Origin of the sequence: Micromonospora sp. H33, from assembly GCF_052068455.1 — a bacterium.
Lineage (GTDB): Bacteria > Actinomycetota > Actinomycetes > Mycobacteriales > Micromonosporaceae > Micromonospora.
Window position 1 is genome coordinate 159,432 of record NZ_JBQHDE010000008.1, and the last position, 15,497, is coordinate 174,928.

Genomic DNA, 15,497 nt, shown 5'->3' on the forward strand with positions numbered 1-15,497 from the left:
ACGATGCCGCTCGTCGCCGGGGTCGACTCCTCGACCCAGTCCTGCAAGGTGGTCGTCCGGGACGCGGAGACCGGCGTCCTCGTCCGCGAGGGCCGGGCGCCGCACCCGGACGGCACCGAGGTCCACCCCGCCGCGTGGTGGTCCGCGCTGGGGGAGGCGGTGGCCGCCGCCGGTGGACTCGACGACGTCGCGGCGGTCTCCGTGGCCGGCCAGCAGCACGGCATGGTCTGCCTGGACGACACCGGGGAGGTGGTCCGCCCGGCGCTGCTGTGGAACGACACCCGCTCGGCCGGCGCCGCCGCCGACCTGATCGCCGAGGCCGGGGGCGGGGAGGAGGGCCGCCGCTTCTGGGCCGAGGCGGTCGGTGCGGTGCCCGTGGCCAGCTTCACCGTCACCAAACTGCGCTGGCTGGCACGGCACGAGCCGGCGAACGCCGCCCGGGTGGCCGCGGTCTGCCTGCCGCACGACTGGCTCACCTGGCGGCTGGCCGGCGCCCGCGGCCTCGACGCGCTGCACACCGACCGCAGCGACGCCAGCGGCACCGGCTACTGGTCCCCGACGACCGGCGAGTACCGCCCGGACCTGCTGGAGCGCGCGCTCGGCCGGGTCGTGGCGGTGCCCCGGGTGCTCGGCCCGGCCGAGGTCGCCGGTCATCTCGACCGGACCGTGCTCCCGGGTGCGGCTCCGGCACGCGCCGTCGGGACGGCGCTGCTCGGTCCCGGTGCCGGCGACAACGCCGCCGCGGCCTTCGGGGCCGGCGCCGGCCCCGGCGACGTGGTCGTCTCCATCGGCACCTCCGGCACGGTCTTCAGCGTCGCGGACACCCCGGCGGCCGACCCGAGTGGCATCGTCGCGGGCTTCGCCGACGTCACCGGCCGCTTCCTGCCGCTGGTCTGCACGCTCAACGCCGCGCGGGTGCTCGACGCCGCCGCCGCGCTGCTCCGGGTCGACCTCGACGAACTGGCCGACCTGGCGCTCGCCGCGCCGCCCGGCGCGGACGGGCTGGTCCAGGTGCCGTACCTGGAGGGGGAGCGGACGCCGAACCGGCCGGACGCCACCGGCGCGGTGCACGGACTCACCGCGCGCACCTCGACGCCGGCGCACCTGGCCCGGGCGGCCGTCGAGGGGATGCTGTGCGCCCTCGCCGACGGCCTCGACGCGCTCGTCGCGCAGGGCGCCACCGTCCGCCGGGTGATCCTGGTCGGCGGAGGAGCCCGCTCGGCCGCGGTGCGGCGGATCGCCCCGCAGGTCTTCGGTGCGCCGGTCGTCGTCCCGCCGCCCGGCGAGTACGTCGCCGACGGCGCCGCCCGCCAGGCCGCCTGGATCGCCCTGGGCGGTGCGGAGCCACCGCTGTGGACACCTGGTGACGCGGAGACGTACGAGGCCGATCCCGTCCCCGCCATCCGGGAGCGGTACGCGCAGGCCCGCGACCGCGTCTTGAACCGCCGGGATGAGCCGTCGCCGACCCCGGTGACCGGACCGTGATCTCGTCCTGGTTGGCTGCCGGGCATGACGGTGGCCAGGGACGGGGCGGTACGCGCCTGGCGCGGCGGCGCGGCGCACCGGTTCTACAGCGTGGTGGTGTTCGTGCTGCTCGCCTCCCTGGACAACGTGGCGATCGGCCTGGTCCCCCCGCTGTACGGCTCGATCGCCGAGGCGTTCGAGGTGCCGCAGCGCCTGCTCGGCCTGGTCACCGCCGTCACCTTCCTGGTCAGCGCGGTGGCGGCGGTCGGCTGGGCGTACGTCGGGGACCGCACGAACCGCAAGCCGCTGCTCATGCTCGGCACCCTGATCTGGGCGGTCGGCACCGGCGGCAGCGCGGTCGCCGGGACGTACCCCGCGTTCCTGGCCGCCCAGCTGATCGGCGCGATCGGGCTCGGCGCGGTCGGGTCGGTCGGGTTCTCGGTGGTCACCGACCTGATCTCGCCCCGCCGGCGGGGCCTGGTGATGAGCTTCTGGGGGCTGTCCCAGGGCGTCGGCACGCTGGCCGGCACGCTGGTCGGCGGCCTGCTCGGCGCGGCCGACTGGCGGCGGCCCTTCCTGGTGCTGACCGTCGTCGGGCTCGGCGCCACCGCCGCGTACCTGCTGACCTACGACATCCGGCGCGGGCAGAGCGAGCCGGAACTCGCCGGGCGGCTCGCCGGCGGCGCCGAGTACGACTACCGCATCACCCGGGCCGACCTGCCGAGGATCCTGGGCCGGCCGACCAACCGCTGGCTGATCCTGCAGGGACTCACCGCGCAGGCCGCGTTCGGGTCGCTGGTGTGGTTGCCCGTGCTGTTCACCGAACGGGCCGAGGCCCAGGGCTACTCGACCGCCACGGCGGTCGTGGTGGGCAGCGTCTTCGCCACGCTGTTCCAGCTCGGCGGCGTCTTCTCCATCGTCGGCGGGCTGGTCGGGGACGCGCTGCAACGGCGTACGCCCTCCGGCCGGGCGCTGGTCGCGGCGGTCGGCATCCTCGCGGCGCTCCCGTTCTACCTGGTGCTCTTCTTCGTGCCGATCCGCATCGACGTGCCCGACGGCGCCGGCGGCGGTGCCGTGGTCCGTGCGGTGCTGGCCAGCGTCCTCACCGAGCCGACGGTCGGGCTCAGCCTGCTCGCGGCGCTGCTGGCGCTCGCACTCACCTCGGCCAACTCGCCCAACTGGTTCGCGCTGATCGCCGACGTCAACCCGCCGGAGCACCGGGGGACCGTCTACAGCCTGGGCAACCTGGTCAACGGCGTCGGCCGGGCGGCCGGCAACGGGCTGGTCGGGGTGGCCTTCCACGGCCTGCGGGCCGCCTTCCCGCCGCCGCTGAACTACGCGGTCGGGCTCGCGGCCTTCCAGCTCTTCTTCGTGCCCACCGGGATCATGTACTGGCGGGCCGCGCGGACGTCGCCGCGCGACATCGCCGACGTGCGCGACCTCCTGCACACCCGCGCGGAGCGGCTGTAAGGAAGGGCCCCTTGTTAACGCCTCGCGTTGTACAAGGGGCCCCGCCTAACGCCTCACGCGGAGCGCACCCACACCGTCACGTCGGTCGGTACGCGGCCGTCGTCGGTGAGCGGGGCGCTCGTGGCGACCACCTCGCCGGCCGGCGCGGGTACGGCGGCCTCGCCGAAGTTGGTCAGCACCGTCAGCCCGGCGTTGCGGAAGCTGAGCACCTCGTCCCCGGTGGCGAGCCAGGCCAGCGTGCCCCGGCCCAGCCCGTGCTCCCGGCGCAGGCGCAGCGCGGTGCGGTACAGCTCGTACGTCGAGCCGGGCACCCCGCGCTGCCGGTCCAGCGCGTACTCCGCCCAGATCGGCGGCTGCGGCAGCCAGCTCGCGTCGGTCGGCCCGAAGCCGTACGACGGCGCGTCGGCCTCCCACGGGATCGGCACCCGGCAGCCGTCCCGGCCGCGCAGGGTGTGGCCGCTGCGCTCCCACGTCGGGTCCTGCCGGGCCTCGTCCGGCATCGTGGTGTGCTCCGGCAGACCCAGCTCCTCGCCCTGGTACAGGTACGCCGAGCCGGGCAGGGCGAGCATCAGCAGGGTGGCCGCCCGCGCCCGGCGCAGGCCGAGAGCGGCGTCCGGCTGCTCGTCGCCGATGCCGATGCCGTGCGGTCGCGGGGTGCCAACCGGCAGGCCGAGCCGGGAGGCGTGCCGGACCACGTCGTGGTTGGACAGCACCCAGGTCGTCGGTGCGCCGACCGTGTCGGTGGCCTCCAGGGAGCGGGTGATGACCGCGTACTGGGCGGGCGCGGTCCACGAGGCGAGCAGGTACTCGAAGTTGAACGCCTGGTGCATCTCGTCCGGGCGCACGTACCGGGCCAGCCGTTCGGCCGGTTCGACCCACGCCTCCGCGACCAGGATCCGCTCGCCGGGGTAGCCGTCGAGCAGCGCGCGCCAGTCCCGGTAGATGTCGTGGACGCCGTCCTGGTCCCACATCGGCGGGCGCGGCTTGTCCACCTCCCGGCCGGAGAGGATCTCCTGCGGCTCCTGCCAGTTGGCCAGGTCGGCCTGCTTGATGAGGCCGTGCGCGACGTCCACCCGGAACCCGTCGACACCCCGGTCCAGCCAGAACCGCAGCACGTCGAGGAACTCCGCCCGCACCTCCGGGCTGTCCCAGTTCAGGTCGGGCTGGCCGGGGTCGAACAGGTGCAGGTACCACTGGCCGGGACGGCCGTCGGCCTCGGTGACCCGGGTCCAGGCCGGCCCGCCGAAGACGCTCTGCCAGTCGTTGGGCGGCTGGTCGCCGCCCGGACCCTTGCCCTCACGGAAGACGTACCGGTTTCGTTCGGGGCTGCCCGGGCCGGCGGCGAGGGCGGCGGTGAACCACCGGTGCGCCGACGAGGTGTGGTTGGGGACGAGGTCGACGATGACCCGCAGGCCGCGCGAGCGTGCCTCGGTGATCAGCTTGTCCGCGTCCGCGAGTGTGCCGAACAGCGGGTCGACGTCGCGGTAGTCGGCGACGTCGTACCCGGCGTCCGCCTGCGGCGAGGGGTAGAACGGCGAGAGCCACACGGCGTCCACGCCCAGCTCCACCAGGTGGTCAAGGCGGGCGGTGATGCCGGGCAGGTCGCCGATCCCGTCGCCGTTCGAGTCGGCGAAGGAGCGCGGGTAGATCTGGTAGATGACGGCCTCGGTCCACCAGCCGGTGACCGGGTCGGCGGACTGCTCCTGGTGCGTCGGGTTGCTGTTCAGGACCTTCTCCCCATGATCGAGCCGTACGGGCTGGCGGTCTGCCGTTCAGTGTGCCCGTGGTGGTGCGGTCGATTCACGCACGACCAGCCGAGTGGGCAGAATCACCGGGCCGTCCGCCGGACCGGCGCGGAGCGGGTCGGCCGGTCGACCGTCCAGCGAGCCGAGCAGGATCTTCGCCGCGAGCAGCCCCTGGTCCGTCGCCGGCTGGGCGATGGTGGTCAACCCGAGGACACCGGACAGCGCGTGGTCGTCGACGCCGATGACGCTGACGTCGTCGGGCACCCGCAGCCCGGCGTCGCGCAGCGCCGTCAGGGCCCCCATCGCCATCTCGTCGCAGGCGGCGAAGATCGCCGTCGGGGGGTCGCCCCGGCGCAGCAGCTCCTCCGTGGCCCGGGTGCCGCCGTCGACGTCGAACCGCGACTCGACGTCGAGGCTCGGGTCCGGGCGCATTCCCGCGGCGCGCAGCGCCTCCCGGTAGCCACGGCGTCGGTCCAGGTGGGTGGTGAAGGCGAGTTCGTCGTCGGGGTCGCCGGAGATGTGGGCGATCCGCCGGTGCCCGAGGTCGAGCAGGTGCCGCGTCGCGGTCCGCGCCGCCGCCACGTCGTCGATGCGTACGCACGGCCAGCCCGGCACCGTCGTGCCGGAACTGACCGTCACGCCGGGCAGGTCCAGTGCGGCCAGCGAGGTGAGCTCCGGGCCCCGCAGCGGGGTGGCCACGAGCATGACCCCGTCCACCCGCTTGTGCAGGTTGGCGGTGCGCAGCACCCGCTGCCGAGTCTGTTCCCGTCCGCCGAGGTTGTGCAGCAGCAGGTCGTAGCCGGCCTGGTGGAGGAAGTCCTCGACCGCCTCGACGACGACGCCGAAGAACCAGCGGGTGAGCCGGGGGACGACCACGGCGACCGTGCCGGTGCGGCCCCCGGCGAGCCGTGACGCGCTGGGCGAGACGGCGTACTGCAACTGTTCGGCGGCGGCGAGCACCCGGCGACGGGTCGCCGCGGACACCGTCGGGAGCCCGCGCAGCGCCCGGGAGACGGTGGCCGTCGAGACCCCGGCCAGCCGGGCGACGTCGTCGATCCTGGTCACGCTCACCCCGCTCCCGCTCCCGCTCCCGCTCCCGCCCCGCCGCCGGGCGTCGACGGCGGGACGGCAGCGTGGATCAGCCCTTGACGCTGCCGGCGAGCAGGCCGCGCACGAAGTAGCGCTGGAGGGACAGGAACACGATCAGCGGTACGACCATCGATATGAACGCACCGGCGGTCAGCCGCTGCCACTCGTTGCCCCGGGTGCCGGCCAGCTCGGCGAGCCGGACGGTGAGCGGGGCGGTCTCGTCGCCGCCCCCGGCGAAGATCAGCGCGACCAGCAGGTCGTTCCAGACCCAGAGGAACTGGAAGATGCCGAACGCCGCGAGCGCCGGGGTGATCAGGGGCAGGACGATGGTGCGGAAGATCTTCGGGTGTGTGGCGCCGTCGACGCGGGCCGCCTCCATCAGATCCTTGGGCAGTTGCGAGATGAAGTTGTGCAGCAGGAACACGGCGAACGGGAGCGCGAAACAGGTGTGCGCGAACCACACCTGCGCGAACTTCTGCGAGCCGTCGAGGTCCCATGCCGGGAGCAGGGTGACGCCGGCCAGGGTGACCCCGGTGGAGAAGAACTTCAGTAGCGGCACCAGCGCCATCTGCAGGGGCACGATCTGCAACGCGAAGATCGCGATGTAGAGCCAGTCCCGCCCCCGGAAGTTGATCCACGCCAGCGCGTACGCGGCCAGCGCCGCGAAGGCGAGTGGGAACAGCACCGAGGGGATGGTGATGGCCAGCGAGTTGATGAAGTAGCTGGCGAGCTGTCCGGAGGACGAGGACCGCCCGAACAGCACCTCCTGGTAGTTCTCGAGGGTGAACTGGGGGTCGCTGAAGAACGTCCACCAGCCGGTGGTCTTGATCTGGTCCTCCGGCCGGATCGAGGAGATCAGCAGGCCGAAGGTCGGGACCGTCCAGAGCACCGCGATGACGACCGAGACGAGCGTGGCGGTACGCGTGTTCAGGCGCCGGCGGACCCGGGTGGACCGGCCGAGCGACTTCTCCACCTGCTGGGTGCCGACGGCGACGGTGGGCGTGGTGGTGGTCATCTCAGCCCTCCCGCTGCTGACGCAGGTTACGGATCTGGTAGAACACGATCGGGACGACCAGGACGAACAGGACGACCGCCAGCGCGGAGCCCTGGCCGTTCTCGCCGTAGCGGAACGCCTGGTTGTACATCTCGTTGGCGATCACGCTGGTGTCGTAGTTCCCGTTGGTCCCGGTCCGGACGATGTCGAAGACCTTCAGCGTCGCGATCGACAGCGTCACCACCACGACGATGACCGCCGGCCGGATGCTCGGCATGGTGATCTGCCAGAACATCTGCCACGGTGTGACGCCGTCCAGGCGGGCGGCCTCGACGATGTCGGCGGGGATCGCCTTGATCGCTGCGGAGAGCACCACCATGGCGAAGCCGGCCTGGATCCAGATCATGATGATGATCAGCAGGAACGTGTTGATCGGTGGCTCCTGCAACCATGCCTGGGGCGTGCCGCCGAGACTGACCACGATCTGGTTGAGCAGACCGATCTGCTGTTCGCCCTCGCCGCGGTAGGCGTAGACGAACCGCCAGATGATGGCCGCGCCGACCATCGAGATCGCCATCGGCATGAAGATCAGCGACTTGGCGATCGCCTCGAACCGCGCCCGGTCCACCATGACCGCGTACAGCAGCCCGAACGATGTGGCGAGCAGCGGCACCAGGACGACCCAGATCAGAGTGTTGCTCAGCACCCGGACGATCGCGTCCTCGTCGAACATCCACACGTAGTTGCGGAGGCCGACCCAGTCGGTGCTGCTGGAGTCCATGAAGGACAGCAGCACGGTGCGGATCGCCGGCACCACCAGCCCGACCAGCAGCAACAGCACGGTGGGCAGCAGGAAGAACAGCGCGAACAGGGCCTCACGCTGCTTCGGCCGGCGGGGGAGCGGTGCGCCACTCACCGACGCGGCGACGAGTTGCGCCTCCCGGCGCCGGGCGAACCAGGCCGGTACGACGTCCAGCAGGAGGAGCAGGCCCCCCACCACCGCGACGAACGCGACCAGCCCGTACATGAGCATGAGGAGCTTCGGCTGTTCGTCGGCGAAGTCGAAGTTCATCAACCCTCCCTCTGGGGGCTCGGCTTCGACGGTGGGCCGGCCCGCGACGCGGGCCGGCCCACCGTCAGAAGGTCACTTCGGCCAGCTGCCCTCGATGCCCTGGAGCACCGTCGCCGTGTCCTTGCCGTTGATCCACTCGACCATGCCCTTCCAGAAGGTCCCGGCGCCGACCGCGGCCGGCATCAGGTCGGAACCGTCGAAGCGGAAGACCGAGTTCTTGTCCTGGAGGATCTGGACGGAGAGCTTGTCGATCGGGTTCGCGACGTTGGCGATGTCGAGCTTGTTGTTCGCCGACACCCAGTCACCGATCTTCGCGCGGCTGTTGGCGTGCTCGCCCGACGCGAGGTAGGTCTGCACCGCCTGCACCTCGGGCCGGTCGTTGAAGGCCGCCACGAACTCGCCGCCGCCCAGCACCGGCTTGCCCTTCGCCGGGTCGATCGCCGGGAAGTAGAACGCGAAGACGTCGCCGTCCTCGGCCACCTTGGTGGCCTCCGGCCACTGGTTGGCGTAGAAGGACGCCTGCCGGTGCAGCGCGCACTTGTTCTCGAGGATCGGCAGGCCGGCCTCACCGAAGGCGGTGGTGCCGATGCTCTTCACGCCACCGAAGCCGCCGTTGACGTACTTCTCGTTCTTGAGGATGGTGCCGGCCCGGTCGACGGCCTCGGCCACCTTCGGGTCGTTGAACGGGATGCCGTGGCTGGTCCACTGGTCGTAGACGTCGGGCGTCTGCGTCCGCAGCATCAGGTCCTCGATCCAGTCCGTGGCCGGCCAGCCGGTGGCGTCACCGGACTCGATGCCGGCGCACCACGGCTTGGTGCCGCTGGCCGCGATCGTGTCGCTGAGCTTGATGAGGTCGTCCCAGGTCTGCGGGACGGCCCAGCCCTTCTCCTTGAACGTCTTCGGCGAGTACCACACGAACGACTTCACGTTGGAGCCGAGCGGGGCACCGTAGAACGTGCCGTTGACGGTGCTGTACTTCAGCCAGTCGGCCGGGTAGTTGGCCTCGGCCATGGCCTTGGTGTCCGCGCCGGCGGGCTTGAGCTTGCCGGCGTCGACGAAGCGCTTGAGCAGGCCCGGCTGCGGGATGAAGGCGAGGTCGGGGGCGTTGCCGCCGTCGACCCGGACCGGGAGCTGCGCCTCGAACTCGGCGCTGCCCTCGTGGTCGATCTCGATGCCGGTGCACTCGGAGAACTGCTCCCACGACTGCTCCAGCCGGTCGGCCTCGATCTCCCGGATGGACGAGTAGATCGTGACCTTCTTGCCGTCGTGGCCCTGGTACTTCTCGTAAGCGGCGCACTCGGCGGAGTCCGCCTTGTCGTTGCTGTTGTCGTTGCCGCCGGTGCCGCAGGCGGTGGCGCTGAGCGCCAGCCCGAGTACGCCGGCGATCACGAAGGCCTGGCGTGGTCTGGTGAAGACCGCCATGCCGTCCTCCTTCCTTGCCGGCGCAGGTCGTGCTCGCTCACCCGGCGCCGGTCCGATGGGCGTGCCCACATGTAAGCGCTTGCATGTGATGTGGTCCACCCCCGGGACGGACACGACCAAGTAACAATCCGGAAACCAGGCCGTCGCGGTCCCGCTCATCCGCACCCTGCTCGCCCGCCTGCGAGCCCGACCCGGCGGTGTCGGAGCGGCGGGGGCGACGACTCCCGCCGCACACACGGCGCCGGGGTCGTCGCATCCGGCGTGCTCCTGTCGGGAGGACGGAGCTTCCGGTCGCGACGACCCCGGCGGGTCCCTCGGTCGGCGGCGTCGGTCACCGCGCACCTGGCGCGGCGCTCGGGCCGCCATGTCAACTGAAGATGCTGACACCACCCGGTCCGACCAGCAGGCCGACGATGATGAGGACGACGCCCCAGAGAATCTGCCGCCGGAACAGCGCGAGGACGCCGGCGACCACCAGTACGACTGCGAGAATCCAGAGAATCAGCTCCATGGCCGCTGAGTACCCGAGGCGCCGATCCGGGAAACCTGGCCCGGATCGAGATGATCGCCCAGGTGGAACACGCTGTACGCCTGCTTGATGACGGGGTGCGCCACATTGCGGACGCGTACGCCGGCCGGCGTGGTCCCCCGCTCGGTCCCGTGGTGGGCGTGCCCGTGCAGGGCGAGGGCGGTGGGCGCCGAGTCGATCGCCTGGCCCAGCTGGTAGCAGCCGAGGAACGGGTAGATCTCCAGTGGTTCGCCGGCCAGCGTGTCCGGAACCGGTGCGTAGTGGGTGAGCGCCACCAGCAGGTCGCACTCGAGGGAGCGCAGGGCGGCGCCGAGCGCGTCCGCGCTCTCCGTGGTGGTCCGGACGAACGCCTTCATCTCCGGTTCCCCGAAGTCGCTCGCGCAGCGCCCGGCGAACCCACCGCCGAACCCCTTCACCCCGGCGATGCCGAGCCGCCCGCCCGCGCACTCCAGGACCAGGCCGGTGCCCTCCAGCACGGCGATCCCGGCGTCCTCCAGCACCTTGACCACCTGCGGCACCTGGTCGCACTGGTGGTCGTGGTTGCCGAGCACGCTCACGACCGGCACGCCCAGCCCACCGAACTCCTGCGCCACGCACCGCGCCTCGGCCTCGGTGCCGTGCCGGGTCAGGTCGCCGGCGAGCAGCAGCGCGTCGGCGCAGTCGGGCAGTTCCTCCAGGGCCGGCCGGAAGCGGCCGACCACGTCCTCGTCCAGATGCACGTCGCCCACGGCGGCGATCCGGATCACCATCGTGCCTCCCTCAGGGCAGTTGCTCGATCTCCGTGGGCGCCTGCGTGCGGATCAGCCCGATGTCGCTGGTGATCGGCACGTCCGGGAAGCGTTCAGACACCCGGCGCAGGATCTCCTCGCGGCGGTGCGGGCTCTCCACCTCGCCGGACAGCACCAGACCGCGCTCCTTGCGGGCCACGGTGATGCCCTGTTCGGCGACGTCGGGGTCCTCGGTGAGCAGCCGTTGGATCTCCGCCTCCACGTACTCGTCGGGTGGTCCCGTGGCGACGTCACGATGCTCGGTCACGGTGTCCCCTTTCCTCCGGGGTGCCGGCGTACGGCACCACCTCCAGCCGGTCCAGCAGCACCAGGAACGCCTCGGCGTACGGCGAGTGCTGCGTCTCCTTGCGTACCCGCTCCCAGTCGATCTGCTCCCGCAGTGAGCGGGCCAACGGCAGGCCGCGGGCGAAGTCGCAGTAGTGCTGGGAGAAACTGAGCAACTTGTGCACCATCAGATGGGTCGCCGAGAGAACCGGCATGTGGATCGCGTCGACCGGGCGTACGACCGTCTCGGCGAACGTCTCGTCGGTCACCGGGGTCTCGATGGGGCGGTGGATCAGGTCCACCATGCGGCCGTCGTCGAACACCTTGACCAGCCAGTCCTCCGGCGGACGCTCGGCGGTGAACCCGGCCGCCACGAGGGCCTCCAGGGCGCGGTCGACGTCCGTCTCACGGATGAGGAAGTCGACGTCGTGCTCGCTCGAGTGGCCGCCGTGCGCGTACACCGCGAAGCTGCCGCCGAGCGCGAAGGGGATGTCTTCCTGCTTGAGCACGGCGGCGACCTTCTTCAAGGTGTGCAGCAGGGTCTCGTCCCCGCGCTCGGCCATCTGGATCTCCCGTCGTGGTGATCAGGGGGAAGGGCGTCGAAGTCGGGTACCCGGCATCCCCGTCGGCCACACCTGGCAGGCGCGCGGGTAGCTGGCAACCACCCCCAAACGTGACATATCGCCGGGGTTGCGAGCGTCCGTCGGATAGCGTGGGCAGGGTGGCCAGATCGAAGGTGGCGCGGCGCGGCAGGGCCCGATTGCGTGCCGTCGCCCTGATCGGCATCGACGGCTCGGGCAAGACGACACAGGCGCACCGGCTCGCCGAGGCGCTCACCGCGGCGGGTCACCCCGCCACCTATCACCGCAACGCCGGCGGCCGCCGCTTCCTGGGGCGGGTGGCACAGCGGCTGGGACGCGCGGACGCGCAGCGTCTCCTCGGCCGGACCGGCCTGCTGGCCACGGAGTCCGTGCTGCGCTGGCTCGCCATCGCCGCCGCGCTGCTCAGTCACCTCCTGACCGGCCGGGTCGCGGTGATGGACCGTTACGCCGTCTGCCAGTACGCGAGCATCCGGGCGCACGGCGGGCACCGCTGGGAGCGGCTGGCTCGCATCGGCTACCGGCTGTTCCCCCGGCCGCAGGTGACGTTCCTGCTGGCGGTGGACCCGGCCGAGGCGTACCGGCGGATCGAGAGTCGCGGCACCGACCACGAGAGCATGTCGTACCTGACGGCGGCCGACCACGCGTACCGGACACTGCCGGAGTACCCGACGTTTGTCCTGGTGGACGCCAGCCGCCCCGCCGACGAGGTGGCCCGGCAGATTCAGGGGCACCTCCACGGCTGGCTGGCCGCGGCGGAGCGGGCGACGGCGGCCGGGCCGGTCACGCCCGCGGGGCCGGTGCCGCCGCGGACGGCCGACGGTGAGCCGGTGCCGCTCCGGGCCTGACCGGCCCGGTGCCCTAGGCCCGGCCGTACACCGGCACGCTCGCGCCGCTGGTGGGCGCCGACTCCGGGGAGGCGAGGAACCGGACGACGGGGGCGATCTCGGCCGGCGTGACCCAGCGGGAGTGGTCGGCGCCGGGCTGGGCCGCCCGGTTGGCCGGGGTGTCGATGACGCTCGGCAGGACGGTGTTGCACCGCACCCCGTCCGCCCGGTACTCCACCGCCACCGCGTTGGCGAACGAGAGCACCCCCGCCTTCGCGGTGGCGTAGGCCGCCGCGCCGGGGAACGGGGCGACCGCCGCGCGGGACGAGACGCAGACCACGGCGCCGCCGCCGGCGGCCACCAGGTGCGGCAGGGCGGCTCCGGTGACCAGCCAGGTCGGTCGCAGGTTGAGCGTGAGCATGCGCTCCAGCTCCGTGACCGGGGTCTCGTGCACCCGGCCGCCGCCCGCGTACCCGCCGACGAGGTTGACCACCGCGCGCAGCGGCGCGGCCGCGTCGCCGGCGGCGACCTCGACCGCGTGCCGCACGTCCGCCGGATCGGTCAGGTCCGCCGCGAGCCGGACCACGTCGCCGGCAACCGGCTCCGTCGCCGGCCCGCTCTCCCGCGACGGTACGACCACCCGCCAGCCCGCCTCGGCGAAGGCGGCGGTGACCGCCCCGCCGAGCCCGCCCGTGCCTCCGGTGACCAGCACACTGCGATCCGCCATGGCCCACACGCTAGTGCCGTCCCCGGGGTGCGGGGGGCCGGGCCCTGACGGTACGGTCGGATCGACGCCCGTCCGGGCCGTCCCCCGCACTGTGCGGGCGGAGGAGCTGCCCTCCGGGCCTGGCCGGACGTCCGGTCCGGCAGCCCCGGCCGGCCTGCCGGTGGAGGCGCCGGCACCGGGCGGGTGGCACGCTGGGCCGCGAGCGGCGTCCACCGGTATGCGGTACTTTCCCCGACACGAGCGGTGATGGTTGACGCTCAGGCTTCATGAAAGTAAGTTTCATCCGTGGCGAAGAGTCCGAAGATTTCTGCGAGTCACGAGCCCGGTGGCCTGATCGTCCACATCAGCGGGCTCCTGCCGTCGCTGTCTCCCGCGGAGCAGCGGGTCGCCCGGCTGGTCGTGGCCGACCCCGCCGACGCCGCGCGCCGGACGATCACCGACCTCGCCACCGCCGCCGAGACCTCGGAGGCGACCGTCATCCGGTTCTGCCGCTCGGTCGGCATGAACGGCTACCCGCAGCTGCGCATCCGGCTGGCCGCCGAGGCCGCCCGCCGGATCGAGCCGCCGGACGCCCGCGTCGTCGGCGGTGACATCCCACCCGGGGCCGATCTCGCGCAGATCATCGCCACCATCGCCTTCAACGACGCCCGTGCCGTCGAGGAGACGGCGGAGCAGCTCGACCCCGCGGTCTGCGAGCAGGTCGTCGAGGCAATCGCCGCTGCCGGCCGCATCGACGTCTACGGCGCCGGCGCCAGCGGCTTCGTCGCCTCCGACTTCCAGCAGAAGCTGCACCGCATCGGCCGCACCGCCTTCTACTTCCCGGACGTGCACACCGCCCTCACGTCGGCGGCGCTGCTCGGGCGCGGCGACGTGGCGGTCGGCATCTCGCACACCGGCACCACCTCGGACGTGATCGAGGTGCTGGAGCAGGCCCGTGCCCGCGGTGCGGCCACCGTGGCCCTCACCAACTTCCCCCGCTCGCCGATCACCGACGTGGCCGACTTCGTGCTGACCACCGCCGCCCGCGAGACCACGTACCGCTCGGGCGCGATGGCCAGCCGGCTCGCGCAGCTCACCGTGGTCGACTGCCTCTTCGTCGGGGTGGCGGCGCGCAATCGCGCCCGGGCCCGCAAGGCGCTGGAGGTGACCGCCGCGGCGGTCCAGTCGCATCGGGTCGGCTCGGCCCGGAGGCGGGCATGACGGCGGTGGAGCCGGACGAGGTGGCCGACACGGCACCACCGGCGATCCGGGTCGGCGCGCCCACCGAGCGACGCAACCCGCGCAGTGTCGACCTCGACCTCATGTCGACCCGGGACGTCCTCACGGTGATCAACGAGGCCGACCGGCGGGTGCCGGCCGCGGTGGCCGCCGTGCTCGACCAGATCGCCACCACCGTCGACCTGGCGGTGGCCGCGCTGCGTGCCGGCCGCCGGGTGCACTACTTCGGTGCGGGCACCTCGGGCCGCCTCGGCGTGCTCGACGTGGCCGAACTCGCACCGACCTTCAACTCGCCGCGGCACTGGTTCTGCGCGCACCTCGCCGGCGGGACGGACGCGATGTGGCGGGCCGTGGAGAACGTCGAGGACGACGACCGGGGCGGTGCGGCCGAGGCGGCCGAATGTGTCGACGCCGGTGACGTCGTGGTCGGGCTCGCCGCGAGCGGACGCACCCCGTACGTGCTGGGTGCGCTCGCCGCGGCACGGGCCAAGGGGGCCTCGACGGTGCTGCTCTGCGCGAACCCGGAGGCCGAGGCCGCCCGGTCGGTCGACGTGTTCATCGGGGTGGACACCGGACCCGAGGTCGTCACCGGGTCGACCCGGATGAAGGCGGGCACCGCGCAGAAGCTGGTCCTGAACACGTTCTCGACGGCCGTGATGGTCCGTCTGGGCCGGGTCTACTCGAACCTCATGATCGACATGGTGGCCACCAACGCCAAACTCCGGGGCCGGATGATCTCGATCCTGATGGAGGCCACCGGGTGCAGCGAGGAGATCTCCCGGCGGGCGCTGCACGAGGCCGACGGTGACCTGAAGACCGCCCTGGTCTCGCTCGTGTCCGGGGCCGGCGTCACCGCCGCCCGGGCCGCTCTCGCCCGCTCCGCGCACCACGTCCGCGACGCTCTCGCGCTGCTCGCCTCCTGACCCACGCCGGCCCGCGCGGCGCCGGGCATAGATCCGCCCTCCGGATTGTTCACCGGGGGGTGGGGTATTACCACGGGCGTGGATGAACCGACCGGTCCACCGACGCGTATCTGGCAGTGACCAGGATCGCAGCTCGGTGGTGACCCGGGTCGCTGTGCCCCTGGACCGGGCAGTGCTGCCATGGACCACGGGGGGACGGTGAACCGTCGATCCACCAGCCCGTAGGTGGTGTCCGCCGGAGAGCCGTCACATGGGGTGCTGACAGCAAACATGGACCGTGCTCTCAGCTGATTATCAGGCATTCGTGACACTTTCGACTCACGACATGGAATCCCCGACGCGTCTTAGCTGTTGTGTAGGTGTCAG

15 protein-coding genes are annotated in these 15,497 nt (G+C 72.4%); 5 read left to right on the forward strand and 10 right to left on the reverse strand.

The genetic code is table 11. The annotated features are described in order from the left end of the window. The first annotated feature begins 3 nt into the window (after nt 1-3). A complete protein-coding gene (gene xylB, locus ACTMS0_RS19270) occupies nt 4-1,485 on the forward strand; it encodes a xylulokinase (protein ID WP_441156600.1) in 1,482 nt (493 codons plus the stop codon). Between the two features lie 24 nt (nt 1,486-1,509). Then, the gene (locus ACTMS0_RS19275; protein WP_441156601.1) at nt 1,510-2,934 is read left to right on the forward strand and encodes an MFS transporter; all 1,425 of its coding nucleotides are present in this window, start codon (nt 1,510-1,512) and stop codon (nt 2,932-2,934) included. A 53-nt stretch (nt 2,935-2,987) separates the two neighbouring features. Here ACTMS0_RS19275 and ACTMS0_RS19280 read toward each other — a convergent pair whose 3' ends face one another. From ACTMS0_RS19280 to ACTMS0_RS19320, 9 genes are all read right to left on the reverse strand, one after another. Then, a complete protein-coding gene (locus ACTMS0_RS19280; RefSeq protein WP_441156702.1) occupies nt 2,988-4,661 on the reverse strand; it encodes a glycoside hydrolase family 13 protein in 1,674 nt (557 codons plus the stop codon). Between the two features lie 45 nt (nt 4,662-4,706). Then, nucleotides 4,707-5,744, reverse strand: coding sequence for a LacI family DNA-binding transcriptional regulator (locus ACTMS0_RS19285; RefSeq protein WP_441156602.1), 1,038 nt, complete (start codon nt 5,742-5,744; stop codon nt 4,707-4,709). A gap of 73 nt (nt 5,745-5,817) precedes the next feature. After that, nucleotides 5,818-6,783 (reverse strand): carbohydrate ABC transporter permease, encoded by a 966-nt coding sequence (locus ACTMS0_RS19290; RefSeq protein WP_441156603.1) that lies wholly within the window; start codon nt 6,781-6,783, stop codon nt 5,818-5,820. Between the two features lies 1 nt (nt 6,784). Further along, nucleotides 6,785-7,834 carry a carbohydrate ABC transporter permease gene (locus tag ACTMS0_RS19295; RefSeq protein WP_441156604.1) on the reverse strand — a complete coding sequence of 350 codons (1,050 nt, stop codon included), beginning with the start codon at nt 7,832-7,834 and terminating at the stop codon, nt 6,785-6,787. A 72-nt stretch (nt 7,835-7,906) separates the two neighbouring features. Beyond that, a complete protein-coding gene (locus ACTMS0_RS19300) occupies nt 7,907-9,256 on the reverse strand; it encodes an ABC transporter substrate-binding protein (RefSeq protein WP_441156605.1) in 1,350 nt (449 codons plus the stop codon). A gap of 367 nt (nt 9,257-9,623) precedes the next feature. Next, on the reverse strand, nt 9,624-9,767 hold the full coding sequence (locus tag ACTMS0_RS19305; protein ID WP_441156606.1) for a GPGG-motif small membrane protein: 144 nt from the start codon (nt 9,765-9,767) through the stop codon (nt 9,624-9,626). Next, nucleotides 9,758-10,534: a metallophosphoesterase family protein gene (locus ACTMS0_RS19310; protein ID WP_441156607.1), complete on the reverse strand. Its 777-nt coding sequence runs from the start codon at nt 10,532-10,534 to the stop codon at nt 9,758-9,760. The genes ACTMS0_RS19305 and ACTMS0_RS19310 overlap by 10 nt, the downstream gene beginning before the upstream one ends. A gap of 10 nt (nt 10,535-10,544) precedes the next feature. Further along, on the reverse strand, nt 10,545-10,820 hold the full coding sequence (locus ACTMS0_RS19315) for a hypothetical protein (protein ID WP_441156608.1): 276 nt from the start codon (nt 10,818-10,820) through the stop codon (nt 10,545-10,547). Next, entirely contained in the window at nt 10,804-11,400 is a 597-nt protein-coding gene (locus ACTMS0_RS19320; protein ID WP_441156609.1) for a nucleotidyltransferase, read from the reverse strand. The genes ACTMS0_RS19315 and ACTMS0_RS19320 overlap by 17 nt, the downstream gene beginning before the upstream one ends. Before the next feature lie 158 nt (nt 11,401-11,558). On the opposite strand from ACTMS0_RS19320, the gene ACTMS0_RS19325 reads away from it, so the two are divergent. Continuing rightward, nucleotides 11,559-12,284, forward strand: a complete 726-nt coding sequence (locus ACTMS0_RS19325) for a dTMP kinase (RefSeq protein WP_441156610.1) — start codon at nt 11,559-11,561, stop codon at nt 12,282-12,284. A 13-nt stretch (nt 12,285-12,297) separates the two neighbouring features. Here the strand turns inward: ACTMS0_RS19325 and ACTMS0_RS19330 are convergent, their stop codons facing one another. After that, complete coding sequence (locus ACTMS0_RS19330; protein WP_441156611.1) at nt 12,298-12,990, reverse strand: SDR family NAD(P)-dependent oxidoreductase; 693 nt, start codon at nt 12,988-12,990, stop codon at nt 12,298-12,300. 285 nt (nt 12,991-13,275) lie between these two features. Between ACTMS0_RS19330 and ACTMS0_RS19335 the strand changes: the two genes are divergently transcribed. Both ACTMS0_RS19335 and murQ read left to right on the forward strand, forming a co-directional pair. Then, nucleotides 13,276-14,190: a MurR/RpiR family transcriptional regulator gene (locus ACTMS0_RS19335; RefSeq protein ID WP_441156612.1), complete on the forward strand. Its 915-nt coding sequence runs from the start codon at nt 13,276-13,278 to the stop codon at nt 14,188-14,190. Then, a complete protein-coding gene (gene murQ, locus ACTMS0_RS19340) occupies nt 14,187-15,131 on the forward strand; it encodes an N-acetylmuramic acid 6-phosphate etherase (protein WP_441156613.1) in 945 nt (314 codons plus the stop codon). The genes ACTMS0_RS19335 and murQ overlap by 4 nt, the downstream gene beginning before the upstream one ends. Nucleotides 15,132-15,497: the final 366 nt, after the last annotated feature.